Annotated in this window: 15 protein-coding genes; 7 read left to right on the top strand and 8 right to left on the bottom strand. The window is 43.8% G+C overall.

All coding sequences use genetic code 11. The features are described 5' to 3' along the window. Nucleotides 1-27: 27 nt before the first annotated feature. Nucleotides 28-522, bottom strand: a complete 495-nt coding sequence (locus K7R11_RS09805; RefSeq protein ID WP_224490370.1) for a hydrolase — start codon at nucleotides 520-522, stop codon at nucleotides 28-30. Nucleotides 523-539: 17 nt separating this feature from the next. Next, entirely contained in the window at nucleotides 540-1,304 is a 765-nt protein-coding gene (locus K7R11_RS09800) for an MBL fold metallo-hydrolase (RefSeq protein WP_224490369.1), read from the bottom strand. 84 nt (nucleotides 1,305-1,388) lie between these two features. Here K7R11_RS09800 and K7R11_RS09795 point away from each other — a divergent pair, with 84 nt between their 5' ends. Then, the gene (locus K7R11_RS09795; RefSeq protein WP_224490368.1) at nucleotides 1,389-2,852 is read left to right on the top strand and encodes a TonB-dependent receptor; all 1,464 of its coding nucleotides are present in this window, start codon (nucleotides 1,389-1,391) and stop codon (nucleotides 2,850-2,852) included. A gap of 71 nt (nucleotides 2,853-2,923) precedes the next feature. On the opposite strand, the gene bcp is transcribed toward K7R11_RS09795, so the two are convergent. Beyond that, nucleotides 2,924-3,382 carry a thioredoxin-dependent thiol peroxidase gene (gene bcp, locus K7R11_RS09790; RefSeq protein WP_224490367.1) on the bottom strand — a complete coding sequence of 153 codons (459 nt, stop codon included), beginning with the start codon at nucleotides 3,380-3,382 and terminating at the stop codon, nucleotides 2,924-2,926. A gap of 43 nt (nucleotides 3,383-3,425) precedes the next feature. On the opposite strand from bcp, the gene nth reads away from it, so the two are divergent. Beyond that, on the top strand, nucleotides 3,426-4,088 hold the full coding sequence (gene nth, locus K7R11_RS09785) for an endonuclease III (protein WP_224490366.1): 663 nt from the start codon (nucleotides 3,426-3,428) through the stop codon (nucleotides 4,086-4,088). 225 nt (nucleotides 4,089-4,313) lie between these two features. On the opposite strand, the gene K7R11_RS09780 is transcribed toward nth, so the two are convergent. Further along, a complete protein-coding gene (locus K7R11_RS09780) occupies nucleotides 4,314-4,895 on the bottom strand; it encodes an RNA polymerase sigma factor (RefSeq protein ID WP_224490365.1) in 582 nt (193 codons plus the stop codon). Between the two features lie 236 nt (nucleotides 4,896-5,131). Between K7R11_RS09780 and uvrA the strand changes: the two genes are divergently transcribed. The 3 genes from uvrA (at nucleotide 5,132) to K7R11_RS09765 (ending at nucleotide 10,172) form a co-directional block, all read left to right on the top strand. Further along, nucleotides 5,132-7,909 (top strand): excinuclease ABC subunit UvrA, encoded by a 2,778-nt coding sequence (gene uvrA / locus K7R11_RS09775; protein WP_224490364.1) that lies wholly within the window; start codon nucleotides 5,132-5,134, stop codon nucleotides 7,907-7,909. 76 nt (nucleotides 7,910-7,985) lie between these two features. Next, nucleotides 7,986-8,630 carry a peroxiredoxin-like family protein gene (locus tag K7R11_RS09770; RefSeq protein WP_224490363.1) on the top strand — a complete coding sequence of 215 codons (645 nt, stop codon included), beginning with the start codon at nucleotides 7,986-7,988 and terminating at the stop codon, nucleotides 8,628-8,630. A 384-nt stretch (nucleotides 8,631-9,014) separates the two neighbouring features. Continuing rightward, nucleotides 9,015-10,172, top strand: coding sequence for a hypothetical protein (locus K7R11_RS09765; RefSeq protein WP_224490362.1), 1,158 nt, complete (start codon nucleotides 9,015-9,017; stop codon nucleotides 10,170-10,172). A gap of 55 nt (nucleotides 10,173-10,227) precedes the next feature. Here K7R11_RS09765 and K7R11_RS09760 read toward each other — a convergent pair whose 3' ends face one another. Genes K7R11_RS09760 through K7R11_RS09745 form a run of 4 tightly spaced genes read right to left on the bottom strand, consistent with a single transcriptional unit; the run spans nucleotide 10,228 to nucleotide 15,727 of the window. Next, a complete protein-coding gene (locus K7R11_RS09760) occupies nucleotides 10,228-11,691 on the bottom strand; it encodes an oligosaccharide flippase family protein (RefSeq protein ID WP_224490361.1) in 1,464 nt (487 codons plus the stop codon). Continuing rightward, nucleotides 11,691-12,989, bottom strand: coding sequence for a glycosyltransferase family 4 protein (locus tag K7R11_RS09755; protein WP_224490360.1), 1,299 nt, complete (start codon nucleotides 12,987-12,989; stop codon nucleotides 11,691-11,693). The genes K7R11_RS09760 and K7R11_RS09755 overlap by 1 nt, the downstream gene beginning before the upstream one ends. A 2-nt stretch (nucleotides 12,990-12,991) precedes the next feature. Beyond that, nucleotides 12,992-15,433, bottom strand: a complete 2,442-nt coding sequence (locus K7R11_RS09750; protein WP_224490359.1) for a hypothetical protein — start codon at nucleotides 15,431-15,433, stop codon at nucleotides 12,992-12,994. A 21-nt stretch (nucleotides 15,434-15,454) separates the two neighbouring features. Beyond that, nucleotides 15,455-15,727, bottom strand: a complete 273-nt coding sequence (locus tag K7R11_RS09745) for a DUF4834 family protein (protein WP_224490358.1) — start codon at nucleotides 15,725-15,727, stop codon at nucleotides 15,455-15,457. A 195-nt stretch (nucleotides 15,728-15,922) separates the two neighbouring features. Here K7R11_RS09745 and K7R11_RS09740 point away from each other — a divergent pair, with 195 nt between their 5' ends. Both K7R11_RS09740 and K7R11_RS09735 read left to right on the top strand, forming a co-directional pair. Continuing rightward, entirely contained in the window at nucleotides 15,923-16,882 is a 960-nt protein-coding gene (locus K7R11_RS09740) for a transporter (RefSeq protein ID WP_224490357.1), read from the top strand. A gap of 12 nt (nucleotides 16,883-16,894) precedes the next feature. Next, nucleotides 16,895-18,040 (top strand): GNAT family N-acetyltransferase, encoded by a 1,146-nt coding sequence (locus tag K7R11_RS09735; RefSeq protein WP_224490356.1) that lies wholly within the window; start codon nucleotides 16,895-16,897, stop codon nucleotides 18,038-18,040. The last annotated feature ends 200 nt before the right edge of the window (nucleotides 18,041-18,240 follow it).

Below are 18,240 nucleotides of genomic sequence, written 5' to 3'. Positions count from 1 at the left end.
GGGGTTTATGCCACTTTGAAAAAAAATTTAGCTTCTGGAATACAATAAATGACCAAGCGTGGTAAAGTCAATGCTCATATCATCATTCAGGTAATATTCAACCAGGATCTCTCCCCAGTATTTCCCATCGGAGAAATCTGCTATGATCCACCTGTGGTTTAAAACCTTGATCTTGTTGATCTTCATTGGAGCCCCGCTCATGCCATCGTAAGGCACCAAAGGGTTATTCCCTTTGGCTTCGTTGGTTTCCAGCAACTTATCAGCAATATACCGGGAGGGATTCTCCAGGTCCAGGTGTTCGTAATAGGCGAATGCATCATCATTGTGTTCGAGGTCGAAATACTGCAGGTCCATCTGCTTTAATAACAGCGACTGCACCGAATCCTGAAGGCTTTCTTTCTCTGCCCTGAGATTCCCGATCTTTGCCGTTTCAGATTCTATGTATTTGGATGCACTTACATACTGATACAGGTTTAAAAGTGCTGCAAATACAAAGAGATACATGAATATTTTACTTTTCATAGTAGTAGTTAGGGTTATTATAGTTCAATTACGAGATTATCATAAGCCAGGTGAATACCTTCAGGCAATTCTTTTTCGACTTCCGCATGGAAACCTAAATAAGCACTGATGTGCGTAAAATAGGCGCGTTCAGGGCCAACGCTTTGAACGAAGGCTACAGCCTCCTCCAGGTTAAAATGCGAGTGATGTGCCTCCTTTCTGAGGGCATTGACCACAAGCACCTTTACGCCTTTAAGTTTGGCTGCTTCCTCATCTTCGATATGCTTGACATCAGTGAGGTAGGCAAAATCCCCAAACCGGTACCCAAATACCTGAAGCCTGTTGTGCATCGCATTCACAGGAATTACCTCTAGTCCTCCAAGAGCCAGGCTTTCCCCGTTCACCACTTCGTTTTCCTGTACGGCAGGAGCCCCGGGATAGCGGTCTTCGGTGGCAAAAATATAATCAAATTTATTCCGAAGAGAATCCAATACTCTTTTATGGGCATAAATTGGAATATCTCCCTGTTTAAAGAAAAAGGGACGTATATCATCCAGTCCCATAATATGGTCTGCATGCTCATGTGTAAAGAGAATGCCGTCAATATGCTTTACGTTATTGGCCAGCATTTGCTGCCGGAAATCGGGACCGCAATCAACCACATAATTAAAGTCATCCCAGGATACCATGACCGATACCCTAAGTCTTTTATCCCTAGGGTCTTCACTAAGACATACCGGATGATCGCTTGCAATTACAGGAATTCCCTGTGATGTACCTGTTCCTAAAAACGTAACTTTCACTCCTGATTTTTTACCAAATTTATCATTTATTATCAGATTAGCTTCATGAAACTTTTTTAACTTTGTTGCAAAGAAAATTGAACTATGCCGATAGTTTTAAAAGGAGATAGGAATTTCGAGAACGTCCCTTCCCTTAAGGCGAAAGCCTTACGAATTAATCTGAATGAAACCATTTACGGAACATTTGCGGAGATAGGTGCCGGTCAGGAAACCGTTCGTCACTTTTTCCGGGCGGGTGGTGCCTCGGGTACCATTGCCAAGGCTATGAGTGCCTATGACAAAGCCTTCAGTGATGCTATTTATGGGGTAGAAGAAGACGGGAGATACGTAACCGAAGCCAGGCTTACCAAGATGCTTTCACATGAAATGCAGCTTATGGAGGAACGAATTTCCAGGGAGGAACACCCCAATAAGATCTTCTTTTCTTTCGCCAATACCGTGGCAACTATCGATTTTGCCAAGAAATACCTGGGCCATGGCTGGCTGGGTATCAAATTTCAACTGGAACCGGGAGAAGCGTATAACGATATTGTACTTCACATCCGTTTTAAGCAAACCGAAGCCAGGCTACAACAGGAAACCCTGGGTATTTTGGGGGTTAACCTGATCTATGGTGCTTTTTACAAACATCATAAACCCAAAAAATTACTGAAGTATCTCTATGATCTTATTGACAAGGACACCATAGAGATCGATATGATAAACTTCTCCGGGCCGCGCTTCGAAAATGTCGATAACCGACTGATGAGCTTGCAGCTGGTGAAAAACGGAATGACCGAAGCGGTAATGTTTGGCCCTGATGGGAATAACATCCTGCCTGCTGCCATTCTGTACAAAAAGAACATACTTGCCCTTCGCGGTAGTTTCAGGCCCGTAACCAAGGTAAATATGGATATGTTTCAGAAATCATATGACATATTTATCAGGGAAAATAAGGTAGACGTGGAAAACACGGTGGTAATTTTCGAGATCACGCTTTCCAACCTGAGGGCCGAAGGTGAGATCGATGAAGAAGACTTCATGGACCGCGCAAGACTGCTTTGTTCACTCGGACAAACCGTACTTATCTCCAACTTCCAGGAGTATTACAAACTAGTGGAATACTTCTCCAATTATACCAGAGAACGTATGGCCCTGACCATGGGTGTAAACAACCTGGTGGAAATCTTCGACGAACGGTATTACCGTCACCTGAGCGGAGGGATCCTGGAGGCCTTTGGAAAACTTTTCTACAAGGATCTCAGGGTATACCTCTACCCTATGGTGGATCCGGAAACAGGGCTTCTGGTTACCAGCAACAATCTGAAGGTGCATCCGCGTATGAAAGAACTCTACAAGTTCTTTAAATACAACGGTAAGGTGGTAGACATCTTTGACTACGATCCGGATATTTTGAACATCTTCTCCAGAGAAGTACTTAAAAAGATCTCCAACAATGAGGAAGGATGGGAAGAAATGCTTCCGTCGGGAATCGCCGAACTGATCAAACAAAAACACCTTTTTGATTACAAATCTCCAAAGCAGATCACGGATAAATCAAAATCCTGATCTGAAGATCATATACAACCATAAAAAAGGCCCTGTTAAACAGGGCCTTTTTTTTCAATGGGTATCACAAATTATGAATTCTCAAGGATCTGAGCGGCGTGATCCTTGGTCTTGACCTTATCAATTACGCGTTCTACCGTACCTTCTTCATTAACTATAAAAGTCATACGGTGAATCCCGTCATATTCCCGACCCATGAATTTCTTTGGGCCCCAAACCCCGAAGGCATTGATCACCTCCTTATCCTCGTCGGCCAGTAAGGGAAAGGGGAATTTGTATTTTGAACTGAAATTGGACTGCCGCTTTTCAGAATCGGCACTCACTCCGAGCAGTTTGTACCCTTTGTCCTGCAATTCCTTATAATGGTCTCTCAGGTTACATGCTTCTGCCGTACAACCCGGAGTGCTCGCTTTCGGATAAAAGAAGACCACGAGTTTACTGCCTTTAAAATCATCAAGGCTGATTTTCTCTCCTTTATCGGTAGTCCCCGAAAAGGCGGGCACCTTATCTCCTGCTTTCAATGTATTCATAGATTTTTTTTAATAGTTTTACGATGCTCTAAATTAACAAATAATGACCAAAGCAGAAAAAGCGGCCTTTGTGGTTGATACCCTCGAAGAACTGTATCCCACCGTACCCATACCCCTGAACCATACAGACCCCTATACACTTCTCATCGCGGTCCTGCTCTCTGCTCAGAGCACCGATGCCAGGGTAAATACCGTTACCCCCATACTTTTTAAAAAAGCCAATACTCCCCATCATATGGTGCACCTGAGTGTGGATGAGATCAGGGAAATCATAAAGCCGGTTGGGTTATCGCCAACCAAATCAAAGGCCATTCATGAGCTTTCTCAGATCCTTATTGACAAACACAACGGCGAGGTCCCCACTACCCTTGAAGAACTGGAGAAACTTCCGGGTGTAGGTCATAAAACCGCGAGCGTGGTTGTAGCGCAGGCCTTTGGGATCCCCGCTTTCCCGGTAGATACCCATATTCACAGGCTGATGTACCGGTGGAATCTCACCACAGGTAAAAACGTGGTGCAAACGGAGAAAGATGCGAAAAAATTATTTCCTGAAGAGAAATGGAATAAACTCCACCTGCAGATCATCTATTACGGAAGAGAGTACTCCCCTGCAAGAGGCTGGGACCTGGAAAAGGACATCATCACTAAAACCATTGGGAGAAAAAGCGTAATTAACGACTATTACAAAAACAAAAAAGCCCGGTGAACAACCAATTCCGGGCTTTTTTGAAATGATCAGTTCGAGATGGTCTCGAAAATCATTTTCTGGTACTTAGTAACACTTAAAGCTTTAGAATAATTGAGAAGGAAATCAACGGTTTCCTTTTTGGGTTTTAATTCTTTCTTTTTAGAGGAATTTGAAATGTAAAGATTTGCCATGTTGTTAGTTTAATATTCTTTTGAATAACGGGGCAAACCTCTTGTTATTGTGTCAATTGGTTAAAATAATATTGTTTTTTTCAACCAGTTTCCTGAGGTTAATAATGGCGTAACGCATTCTTCCCAGGGCGGTATTGATGGAAACCCCTGTTTTATCGGCAATTTCCTTAAAGCTCATATCCTTGTAAAGCCGCATTATAAGCACTTCCTGCTGATCTTCAGGCAATTCGCAGATCAGCCTACGCACATCGTGCTCCACCTGATCTTTTATGATCTGTTTTTCTGCATTCAGGCTAGGATCACCCAGAACAGAAAAGATGTTAAAATCATCACTGCCTTCAAATTTGGGCATCCTGGAATTCTTCCGGAAGTGATCGATCACCAGGTTGTGCGCGATACGCATAACCCAGGGAAGGAATTTCCCCTCTTCATTGTATTTCCCCCTTTTCAGGGTACGAATGACTTTGATAAAGGTATCCTGGAAAATATCTTCCGTAATGTCACGGTTGTAAACTTTCGAATAAATAAAACTATAAATACGTTGGGAATGTCTGTTAATTAGCACTTCAAGTGCCTTCTCATTACCTCGCAGGTAGCTGGCTACCAAACATGAATCCTGAAGTTCCTGGTCCATAAAATTACTTTTTAAGAATAGCATGCCCTTCAAAACAAAAGGCATAGCAATTAGTTGATTGATAAAAAGTAATTCTATAGTATAGGCGTAATTCTTTTAGCTTGGTTGAACCAAATATAATTATATTTCAAAGACAAAAACAAAAAATTTTTAGCATTTTTTTATAATCTTTCTTTTACAACTCATTTAAAATCAATCGCATTAGATTCTTATCTTTGTGGTTTTCAAACCAGGCTATGATTGATATTTCCACTTTAGATCCCAAAAAAAATATCCTCATAAAAGGAGCTAAACTCCACAACCTGAAAAACATAGATGTAGCGATCCCCCGGAACAAACTTGTGGTGATCACGGGGTTGTCAGGAAGTGGAAAATCCAGTCTTGCCTTTGATACGTTGTATGCCGAGGGGCAACGACGTTATGTGGAGAGTCTTTCCTCCTATGCCCGGCAATTTCTGGGTCGCCTGGATAAGCCTAAGGTAGATTACATCAAAGGAATAGCTCCGGCAATTGCTATAGAACAAAAGGTGAATTCCACCAACCCCCGTTCTACCGTGGGTACTACCACAGAGATCTACGATTATCTTAAGCTGCTGTATGCCCGTATCGGAAAGACCTATTCTCCCGTATCGGGGAAGGAAGTGAAGAAACATACGGTTACCGACGTGATCCGCTTTGTTAAACAGTTTGAGGAACGCAGTAAATTATTGCTCCTTGCACCCGTGCACATCCCTGACGACAGGAGTGTTCTGAAAACACTACAGATTTTGGCACAACAGGGGTATGCAAGGATCAAATACCAGGAACAGGTACTGCGCATTGACGAAATTGAAGAAGAGATCGACCACGATTTTTTCCTGGTGGTAGACCGGGTTGTGGTAAGCCATAATGAAGATTTTTTCAACCGCCTTGCCGATGCGGTAGACACGGCCTTTTTTGAAGGAAAGGGTGAATGTATCCTCGAGGAGGTACGCACAGGAAAAACACACCCTTTCAGTAACAAGTTCGAACTGGACGGGATGAGCTTTCTCGAACCCAATGTACATCTTTTCAGTTTCAACAATCCTTACGGGGCCTGTCCCAAATGTGAAGGCTATGGCGACGTTATAGGCCTTGATGAAGAACTCATCGTTCCCAATACAGGATTATCGGTATACGAGAACGCTATTTTTCCCTGGAGAGGAGAAAGTATGAGCTGGTATCGCGATCAACTGGTTAACAACGCCTATAAATTTGATTTCCCCATTCACAAACCCTGGTATCAGCTTAGCGAGGCACAAAGGGACCTGATCTGGGAAGGGAATTCCTATTTCACAGGCCTGAGAACCTTTTTCAATGAACTGGAAGAAAAAAGCTATAAGATACAGAATCGGGTCATGCTGTCCCGATACCGGGGGAAGACCAAATGTGAGGTTTGCAAAGGAAAACGCCTGCGAAAGGAAGCCTCCTATGTAAAGGTGGGTGATAAAACTATTATTGACCTGGTGGAGCTTCCGGTAGATCAGTTAAAGAAATACTTCAAGGAACTCGTTCTGGAGGCGCATGAAACCACCATTGCCAATCGCCTGTTAAAAGAGATCAACAACAGGCTGGATTTTCTAAGTAATGTCGGATTGGATTACCTGACTCTCAATCGTAAATCCAACACCCTCAGTGGAGGTGAATCCCAGAGAATCAACCTGGCCACCTCCCTTGGAAGCAGCCTGGTAGGTTCCATGTATATCCTGGATGAACCCAGTATAGGATTGCATCCCAGGGATACCGAAAAACTTATTGGCGTACTCAAATCCCTACGCGATCTTGGCAATACGGTTATCGTGGTGGAACACGACGAAGATATCATGAAAGCTGCCGATGAGATTATCGATATTGGACCCGAGGCCGGAACCCACGGCGGGGAAGTGGTCGCAACCGGCAGTTATGCATCACTGCTAAAAAACAGTTCACTTACCGGGAAGTATCTGAGCGGAAAAGAAACAATAGCCCTGCCTGAAAAACGCCGAAAAGGAAGCTTTTATATAGACATTAAAGGAGCCCGGGAAAATAACCTCAAAAATCTGGATGTCCGATTTCCATTGAACTGCCTGACCGTAATTACAGGGGTTTCCGGAAGTGGGAAAAGCACCCTGGTAAAGAAGATCCTTTTTCCTGCAGTTTTAAAGGAAACGGGAGGGTATGGAGAGAAGGCCGGACAGTTCACTGCTATAGAAGGGAATTTCGGTAAGCTCAAATCAGTGGAGTTTGTGGATCAAAACCCCATCGGGCGTTCCTCCCGTTCCAACCCGGTCACCTATATCAAAGCTTATGACGATATCCGGTCACTTTTTTCGAATCAGAAATTATCTAAAATTCGCGGCTATAAGCCTAAACACTTTTCTTTTAATGTTGAAGGGGGCCGATGTGAAACCTGTAAAGGTGAGGGCGAGGTAACCATAGAAATGCAGTTTATGGCCGATGTCCACCTGGAGTGTGAGACCTGCGGTGGAAAAAGATTCAAAAAGGATGTGCTGGAGGTTAAATTCCAGGAAAAGAACATAGACGACATCCTGAATATGACCATTGACGATGCCGTTGATTTTTTCGAATCGAACAAGGAAACCAAGGTTGTAAATAAATTAAAACCCCTTCAGGATGTTGGTTTGGGTTATGTTACCCTTGGTCAGTCCTCCTCCACCCTTTCCGGCGGAGAGGCACAGCGGATCAAACTGGCTTCCTTTCTGGTAAAAGGGAACAGCAGTGACAAAGCCCTGTTTATTTTTGACGAACCCACAACCGGGCTCCACTTCCACGACATCAAAAAGTTATTGGCATCCTTTAATGCCCTGATCGCAAAAGGGCATTCGGTAGTGGTTATTGAACACAACCTGGATCTCATCAAATGTGCAGACTATCTTATAGACCTGGGGCCCGATGGCGGAATAAATGGTGGGCAACTCGTTGCTTCCGGAACTCCTGAAGAGGTAGTTGCACTTAAAAAGGGGCATACCTGGAAGTACCTTCGGGAAAAGCTGTAGCTGATTTTTTGTGATTTAGGGTAATGTACGGTTTTCTTAAACGACCCATTTAAGGAATCTAAAATCAATTTACATTATGTCATTAACAGAAAAACTGAATGCCCTCAACCAGGCCAACCGTAATAAAATACCTGAAGAGGCCTTATCTGTCATGGATCAGGCCACCCTTATACTCAAAGAAAAAGCCATCACCGACACCATACTCAAAACAGGAGCTTCATTTCCGGATGCCACATTAACCGACCCTCACCACCAACCGGTATCCCTCCGCAAGGAAATAGAAGGCACCAAAACCATTATCAGTTTCTACAGGGGTGGCTGGTGCCCTTATTGCAACCTGGAATTGAGAAGTATGCAGGAAGAACTTGAAAATTTCAAGGCGCTGGGAGCACAACTTATTGCCATAAGTCCTGAAACCCCTGATAATTCACTATCCACTACAGAAAAGAACAACCTGAACTTTAAAGTTTTCAGTGATAAGGATCATGAATTGGCTAAAAAGGCCGGACTGGTATTCCAGGTTCCTGAAAGCCTTAAGGAAGTTTACAGTACTTTCGGGATCGATCTCGAAACATCCCAGGGAAACAGCGACTGGAACCTCCCTGTACCTGCGACCTTTATTCTTGATGAAACCGGGATTGTACGTTACGTTTATGCCAATGAAGATTACACCAAAAGGGCTGAGCCGAAAGCGCTTGAAGACGCATTAAAAGTCCTGTAGCGATCGTCTGAATACTTTTTGGCACACTATTTGAAATCAATACTATACATCAGGACCCAAAATCTGAAGAGCTTAACCTGAGGAGTTTTAAACCGTACCCTCAGTACATCTTCTAAAACGGTTCTGATCTGAAAACATAAAGGTATTAGCCCAGTGCTAATTTTTTGATTATTGGTTGGTTAGTTTTAAAAACTCCGCAATACCGTTTCGCTAAGATCGGATTGTGGAGTTTTTTTTTATAAAACACTGTTTACCAATAGTATACTATTCCCACAAACACTTCTGCAGCCCAGTAAATTCGGGCATCATCAATTTTGGCACGCTGTTTGAATGTAAGAAAGTAATACCAACCAAAAGTTGTTGAACCTTAAAACCCTTTTGATCATGAAACACGTTATCATTACATTTTTAAGCATCTTTTTGAGCTATGGAGCAATACAGGCCGGAACTACCGGAGAGGCTTCACAACGAACTTTTGGTTATTCCAATTCCATGATATTCGTTGAAGGCGGTATTACGTTTTCAGTATATCCAGATGGGGAGTTCGACTTTTTTATCGATCAACCCTCCTACCTTGGTGCCGCATACCACAGTCCGGGAGTAAGTATCAGTTTTAATTCAGGATTCAATTACGACCCCTGGGTTCAGTATGACGATTACGGGGCAGTGATCCAGATCGAAAACACTCCTGTATATTATGATTTCTATGGCAGAGTAAACCGGATCGGGAATATTAATGTATGGTACAACAGGGGACGTGTCTCCAGAATTGGTGGCCTATACGTGTATTACGATGCCTATGGCGGATTTAGCAGATTCCAGGGATATGTAAATGTGTATAACAGACAATTCGTGTACAGACCGGTATACAATTACTTTGTACGACCAGCAGCCAGGTTTTGTATCGTTAATCCGAGACCCTACAGAAGGTATTACCACCCTGTACGATACACCTATTACAGACCGTACAACAACAACCACAGAAGGGCCTATGCCAATGTGGGAAGAACCTATCACCATAAGGGTAAGAACCCCAGAAGTAGTGTTTATATGAATGACCGCAGAGTGGTGAACAGGAGAGATGTTCAGGTAAGACGGGATATCAGAGATCGAAGCCTCAGGTATGAAAAGAATAAAAGAGGCTACAATAAATCAACTCCGAATTCCAACGGAAGAAAGAAAACTGTAGCCAACAATACCAGGGGGTATAACAAAGATTACAAACCAAGAAGGAATCCGTCCGGAAAAGGTTATAACAGGAATTACAATGCTAAAAATAAAAAGCCTGTTCGTGTAAGTAGTACCCGAACTACAGAAGTTAAAAAGGGCGGAAAAACCATAACCCGCTCTACTACGGTAAACCGGACGAAACGCAATAGTTATCAGAAACCGCAAAGGGCTGCAGTTAAAAAAAGCAGAGCCTACAGCAAAAAGGATAACCGAAAGAGCGGTAAAAACATGAGCAGGACCTATTCTTCCAGATCAAAATCTGGTAATGCAAAAAATGACAGAAGCACCAGAGGAAGAAAAAACAGATCCTGAGAGACTTAGGCAATTTTAATGAGTTTGATTAGTGTAACAAAAAAGGGGAACCCAATTAAGGCTTCCCCTTTTTTATATAGCTGTCGATCTCTTCATTGATCTCAACGGAAACCTTAAGGTGGTACACCAGGTAAAGATAAAGCCCCACCACCATTACTGACTTGAGAATGATATTCAGGATGGGATGGAAAGGAAAGCTCCAGAAATAGAACACCAGCAGAAATGCAAACATGATCACAAAGACCATTACCGTATTTCCTGTAAGCGGAAAAAGGCCCATTTTTCTTTTAATATACCATAACTTGGAGGCATTATAAATGAGAAAGGCCAAAAGGGAGGCAAATGCAGCTCCGTTTATACCCCACAAAGGAATAAAGATCATATTCAATACCACCGTTAAAACCGCCAGTAAAAGACCGAAAAGCAGAACCATACGGTAATAGTTACTATTGTAAATAATGGCATTGTTATTTCCAATAAGATTATCACTAAGTTTCGCCAGGGAGATCAAAAATACCACGGTAATTCCGCCACGGTAGGAATCCGGAAGCAGCATATAAAGTTGTTCAATATTCACCATGATGAGAACAAAAATGAGGCCGCTTACCACAAGCAGGTTGATGGAGCTCTTGCGATAGAGTTCAGCAAGCTCCCTGTGGTTGCGTTCATTCATCAGTTTAGAGGTCAGCGGATAGGTGATCTGATGCAGTGCTCTTGCCGGAACTGCAATAACTACTGCTATGTAAACCGCTACACTGTAGTATGCAATGTTTTCAATGTGCTCATACTGGTTGATCATAAACCGGTCAATATCAAGAAAAACAGCGGCTACCGACCCTCCTATAATTATCAGAACCGTGTATTTCAAAATATCCACCCACCTGGATGGCAGTCCCCATTCTAAAGACGGTTTTTGTGTCCTGGCCGCACTAAGCGCCATAAGCAGCATTCGCAGCAGGTATACCCATACAAGGGAATAGATAAATGCTTTTACGTCCAGCCATTTCACAGATACTGCCAGCAGTAGCAACATAATGCAGATCCTGGGGAATACCTCCTTGAGGAAATTCCCGAATACAGATCGAAGATGCACCCTTGCCCAGGCATAGAATACCTCGAAATAGGCCATGGCAAACCCAATAATATAAATGGTCCATATATAATCAGAGATCACCTCATTGCCAGCGGTAAGGAAAGATGATATGAATTTAAAGGTCAATACCCCTATCCCTCCTAGTACTACCGCAACCAACAGGGGTAAAAAAAGCATCATGGCAGTAAATTTTCGTCGCTCTTCGGTATCGGAAAAAGACGTATAGAATTTTACGAGGGTGTTCTGGACTCCAAATGCAAGAACTGGCATAAGCAGGTTAGCCGTAGATAACAAGTACGTTACCAGACCGTAATAGGTATCGGTTAGAAAGTATGTGTACAGAAAGATAGTATTCACTGCCCCTATTCCGAAACCGACATAGGTACTCATCAAATTTGCGAGAGATTGCTTTTTAACGATTCCCATCAGATATCCTTAATAATGGTGGCTAATTTTTCGGTCAGGGCCTTTCGGGTGTATTGACTTATTTGGGTTTCTTCCCCGAAGATAGTTCCGTTCTTATAATTGCGGTAAAGCTCAATTACCGCTTCTTTAAGGGGTTGTTTCTCCTTATAGGTAAATACTGCTCCTGCCCTGCTTTCGGCAAGGAGTTCTCCGGCTTCCCAGTTTTCCGGACCAATTGCCAAAACCGGGCGCCTTGCAGCCATATATTCAAAAAGTTTCCCGGGAATAATTCCGCGGGTATCTTTTGAATCGATCTCCAGCAGCAGTAATACCCTGGCTTCCCTTTGCAATTGCAGGGCCTTGTCATGAGATACATATCCCTTCACAAACAGAAAGGGTTCCAGGCCGGCATTTTTAACCGATTGCAGTACCTCTTCACTCACAGCACCAACCAGATTGATCTCAAGGTCGTCCTTAAAACTCCGTTCAGTCTCCACCAATTCTCCCAGTACCTCCCAGAGAATTTTAGGGTCCCGGCCGGTAAGGAGGGATCCTATGTGAGCAAGCCGGAATTTTGAAGAAGGGCCAACCTCTACCGGGGTATCCGCTGTATCGAACCCGTTGGTCAGGGTTTTAACTCCCCTACCTGAGATCCCTTCAAGCTCCTTTGCTGTAGTATGGCTTGTGGCAAGTACGATATCCGCACTTTTCAACACCTTTTTTTCCAGTTGCTTATGCTTTTTTGCAGCCCAGCGGCTTAATTTCAGTTTTTTATGATAGCCTATACTGGTCCAGGGATCTCTGAAATCTGCGATCCACTTCACCTTGGTTTCCTTCTGAAGCTTTAATCCTATCAGGTGTAAGCTGTGCGGAGGGCCTGTGGTGACCACTGTATCAATTTGTTTTTGCTCAAGTAGCGGTTCGAGAAATTTTACCGAGGGGTGTATCCAGAATCTGCGGGCATCCGGAATAAAAAGATTCCCTCTTATCCATAAAAGCAGGCGTTCTTTGATCCCTTGTTCCTTTTCCTTTATCAGGCCACTGCTCATGGCTTCGGTTCCCTTTTTAGAAAATACCGATGCTATGGAATACGGTTCAAATACAGGATGTTTAAAAACTGTGATATCCTCCGGCACCTCTTTGATCAGGTCCTGGTCTAACAGCGGGTAACTGGGATTTTCGGGAACATATACCAGGGGGTCAACGCCAAATTCCCTGAGGTATTTAACGAATTTCAGCCAGCGTTGCACCCCGGGGCCTCCGGCAGGAGGCCAGTAATAGGTTATGATAAGAACTCTTTTTAGCGTTTTCGGCTCCACAGTTACGACTTTATCGCCTTTTTCCCGAATAGCAGATAAATGCCTCCGAGAAAGCACAGGAATAACAACAAATTACTCATCAGGGCTATGGTGGTGCCCGTTTGCACCACTTCAGGCTTAAATTCGAATACGATCTCATGATCCCCGGCGGGTACAAAAAGAGCTCTTAACGCATAATCAACCCTGAAATGTCCTGTTTCTGAGCCATCGATGCTCACCTCCCAACCATGTGGATAGAACATTTCTGAAAATACAGCGATCCCGTCATGTGCATTGGAACTTTTGTATACCATTTTATTGGGGGCGTAAGACGCAAGGGAAATGGCACTGGCAGAATCTTTCACGTAATTTCCGATATATTTCTTCCATTCCTTTTCTTCCCAGGAAGAGGTGTCTGCCACAGCCTTTCTGCTCGTGTCAAGACCGGTAAGTGCCTGCATCTCGGCATTGGCATTCTCTACCGCTTCGAGCTCTTCCACGAACCAGGCATTCCCGTTGGCATTCGGATTATTCATGGCAACTACCTGACCTTGTTCATCGCGTCTTTTAATATATCTCACGTTGAACATCGAGAGGACCTCCGGATTATTTTGAGCCAGTTGATATTCAAACAGTTCCTGAATTCGCTTCGGTTTGGCTGCATGATAGCCCCCAATGGAGTTGTGGAAGTAGGAAGTTCCGGCGCCATTAAGACCTTCCTGAGTGTCATACACCCTGAAATGTCCCTGATCTTTAAGAATTTCCTGATCGGCCTCATCGGGTTGAAAAGGTTTCTTCATCACCCTTGCCTGAACAAAATCCTCCTCGTTCACATAGCGCTTATCTACCGTTACCAAGTCTGCAAGTATGAGAATTCCAGCACCTGCAATAAACAGGTCGCGTTTCAATTTTCCACGAACCAGCAACCAACTCAGTGCTCCGGACAACACTACAAAAAGCAGGCTCCTCAGAAGATCCTGGGTATAGAATGCCTTTCGATCTCTCACGATCATTTGTACCACCTCCGGTCCAACAGACTGGGCATAATACTCATCATAGGCTCCTGTAAAATCAAAGGTTCCTTTTAATAAAAACAACACCGCTCCTAATCCCCCGAAAATCAATAAACTGTAGGTAATGGCCTTTTCCTTGACAGCTTTCTCCACCGATTTATCCAGTAATGCCGCCATGGCCAATACTGCCAGTACTGGAATACAAAGCTCGAGAATGACCTGCACCGAGGTAATGGCCCTGAACTTATTGTAAAGCGGGAAGTAATCGATCATGAAATTGGTTAAGGCTTCAAAATTCTTACCCCAGGAAAGTACCAGCGATAACAGGGCACCGCCCAGCAACCACCATTTGTGTTTTTCCCTGACCAGGAATATTCCTGCTACAAAGAAAAATAAGAGTACGGCTCCCACATAAGCCGGTGCGGCAACACCAGGCTGTCCGCCCCAGTACATGGGTAGGGCTTTAGTGAAATTCTCGGCCTGTCCGGGATTTACACCCTGGTTCACCAGGAATTTATACGTATTCGAATCTTTCCCTGCATTTTCCTGATCGCCACCTCCGAACAACCTGGAAGAAAACAGGTTGAACGATTCCAGGATACCATAGCTGTATGCAGTAATATATTCCTTATCCAGTCCGTTGCTTTGCTCAACCGGGTTCCCTTCCGGATCCATGGTTAATGTACTGGCCCCTCTGGTAGACCATTTTGTATACTCACTGGTAGCAAGAAGGTTCGCTGCATTGGTTCCGATAGCAAGAAGAACTGCAATCACCAAAACCCCTATCCCCTTAAAAAAAGAAGGGAGCTCTTTCTTTCTGATTGCATCAAAAAGAAATACGCCTCCTAATACCAGGACAAGAAGCAACAGGTAATAGGTCATCTGAAAGTGATTCGCATTGATCTCAAGGGCCATACCCAGGGCGGTTAACAGGAACCCTGCAACATAGCGTTTTCTCAGCGCCAGTAGGATACCGGACAACACCCAGGGAAAATAGGCAACAGCATGGGCTTTTGCATTATGCCCTACCCCCAGAATAATAATGAGATAGGTGGAAAAACCAAATCCAAGTGCCCCGACTGCAGCAAGCTTCCAGGGTACCCTGAGAACCAGCATGAGCATATAAAAGCCTATAAAATAGAGAAAAAGATAGTCTGCCGGCCTGGGTAAAAACCGCAGCGCACGGTCCAGTTTCTTGATGTAATTATGGGCGTAATTTGCGCCTAACTGATAGGTAGGCATGCCCCCAAAGGCACTGTTGGTCCAGTAAGATTCGATCCCTGTTTCCTGCTTGTACTGGTCCCGTTCATGGGCCATACCAATGTATTGAACAATATCACTTTGAAAGATCTGTTTCCCCTGAAGAACCGGAGAAAAGTAAAAAAGAGAAGCTGCAATAAACAACAACAGTACCACAAAATGAGGTACTGCCTTTTTCAGTTGGTCTGTCATTAAGTCGTCTAGTTAGTTAGGTTAGTCAATTTCTTCAAATTCGATGTATTCTCCAACTTTTTCTGAAGAATTTTTGGAATTTCGAGTGGTCTTATCAGGCTCAACGATGGTTTCACCTTCCTTATAATTGCTGTCCGGATTCCTGCCTCCATATTGTTTTTCGAAGCGTTCCCTGAATTTTTTCTCTACCTTCTTTGAGGCATATTTCACTAGAAACGGCCCGAAAAGCCTGGCCAGAATTCTCATTCCGAAAAGGATCATCAAAATGATAAGCAATGTTCTGAGTAACTGCATGCTTTTGGTTTTGAATTACACCGCAAAAATAAGGGTTTCCCATGGCGGGCCGCCTTAAAAAAATAATAAATTACCCCGATTTCAGTTATAATCACAACAGAGTTTCTCAACATAGAAGGAATAATGCCACAATCTTATTATTTTAGAGCGGTAAAACCGAAAGATAATACCCCGAAACTTATAAAATTTTCACCCATGAAAAGCCCATATACCTGCCTCCTGCTTCTTGTTCTGCTTGCCTTTCCCGGCTATTCCCAGTACACCAATACCATTAACTCCAACCGGCCCGGTGCCTCCTACAGCGCCTACGGTGTTGGAACAGGGGTTATACAGGGAGAAAACGGTTTTTTTTATGAAAACAGGGAACATGCTGGACTACGAACCAGCGCTGATCAATTCGGGTTGGATTATGTCTTCCGGTTCGGATTGTTTTTTGAACAACTGGAGATCATTATAGATGGTAGTGCCGCCTATGAACAGGTTACAGACAATTCCACCCTGCCGGCATCCAGCTACAACCGCACTAATTTCCTGCACAATACGGTAGGAGCAAAATACCTGATCTATGACCCTTTTAAAAATGAAGAGCGCAGCAAACCCAACATCTACAGCTGGAAGGCCAACAATTCTTTTCAATGGAAGAACCTGATACCGGCCATTGCCATTTATGCCGGGGCAAATTTTAATTTTGGAGACAACCCTTTCCTCCCTCCCAATGAACCTACCGTAAGCCCAAAGGTTATGCTGGCGGCACAACACCAGCTAACCCCACGATGGGTTTTGGTTTCCAACCTCATTTATGATAAATTTACCGGCGATGATCCTGCATTGAACTATGTGATCACGCTAACCCATGCCCTTAGTAACGGGCGCTGGTCTTTATTTGCGGAACACCAGGGGTTTAAAAGTGATTTTTACGGAGACGGAGTATTTCGCCTTGGGGCTGCCCACTTATTAAATAAAAACCTGCAGGTAGATCTTTCCGGTGGCCTGAACATAAAGGATACTCCGGGGAGGTATTTCGGAGAGATGGGGGTGGCGTACCGCCTGGACTTTCACAAGGACCCGAAAAAGAAAATAGACAATATGTCTTCATTCGAGAAGAAGGCTCTTAAAAAACAGAAGAGAAATAAGAAAAGGAATAAATCCTTTTAATTGGACGAGAATATGAGTGATACTACGATTGAGATCAGGGAAATTGCCGGAAGGAAAGGTCTTGAGCAATTTGTGAAATTCCCCTTTGAACTGTATAAAAGTTCCCCGAATTGGGTGCCTCCCATCATAAAGGAAGAGATCGATAATTTTGATCCGGAGAAGAATCCTGCCTACCGCGAAGCTGATGCCTGGTTCTATATGGCTTTTAAAAATAATACTCCTGTTGGCCGGATCGCGGTTATCGTTAATTGGCCGGAGGTTAAGGAACTTGGGAAACCAAAAATACGATTCGGCTGGTTTGAAGCCATCAATGATATGGCCGTAGCAAAAAAACTGTTTAAAAAAGTAGCAGAAAAAGGCAGGGAACTGGGTCTGGAATATGCTGAAGGGCCTGCCGGTTTTACCAACATGGATAAGGCCGGGATGCTACTGGAAGGCTTTGACCGCCCGGGAAGCATGTCTACCTATTACAATCCTCCCTATTACAACACCCTGATGGAAGATGCCGGGTTTACCAAAGAGATCGACTGGAAGGAATATGAAATAGACGTACCCAAAGGGGTGCCGCCCAAGGTAGATAAGTTCGCAGGCCTGGTCATGGAACGTTTCGGGCTACATCTATTAAAATTCAAAACCAATAAAGAACTCCTGCCCTACGCCGATAAGATCTTTGACCTTATGAACAAGGCTTACGGTTCCTTACAGTCTTTTACCCCTATAAAGCCTTACCAGGTAGCGCATTACAAGCAAAAGTTTCTGAAATTCATCCACCCCGACTATATCGCACTTATCGCGGATAAACAAGGGGAGCTCGTCGCGTTTTCCGTAGTAATGCCCTCGTTCACCAAGGCGCTTCAAAAGGCCAATGGAAAACTATTCCCCTTTGGATTTTATCACCTTATGCGAGCCATGAAAAAGAACGACAAGGCTACCTTGCTGCTTATCGGAGTGAGCCCGGAATACACCGGGAAGGGCATTACCGCGATCATTTTCAAAGAAGTGATCAATCTATTTAATGCCAAGGGCGTCAAGGTAGTGGAAACCAATCCCGAACTGGAAACCAATAACCAGGTACAGGCCCTATGGAAGGATTACGACCCGAGGCTCATCAAGAAATGGCGTACCTATCGCAAAGAACTTTCAAAATTTGAAGCTTAAGGCCTTATTCAAAAATTAAATTCAAAACCCGCAGACATCTTTATGATGACTGCGGTTATTTCTAAGAGGTGCCTTAGGCTATTTTGCTCCTGTCAGACAGTTCAGATAGGCTGGAATGGGTTATGCTTTGGTATAGACTAAAAACGATCCTTAAAGGATAATAAAAATAGTTAAACACATAGGTCTCTGTACTACCTCCC

Origin of the sequence: Robertkochia flava, assembly GCF_020166515.1 — a bacterium.
GTDB classification, from domain to species: Bacteria; Bacteroidota; Bacteroidia; order Flavobacteriales; family Flavobacteriaceae; genus Robertkochia; species Robertkochia flava.
This window is presented reverse-complemented; position numbering and strand designations above follow the sequence as displayed.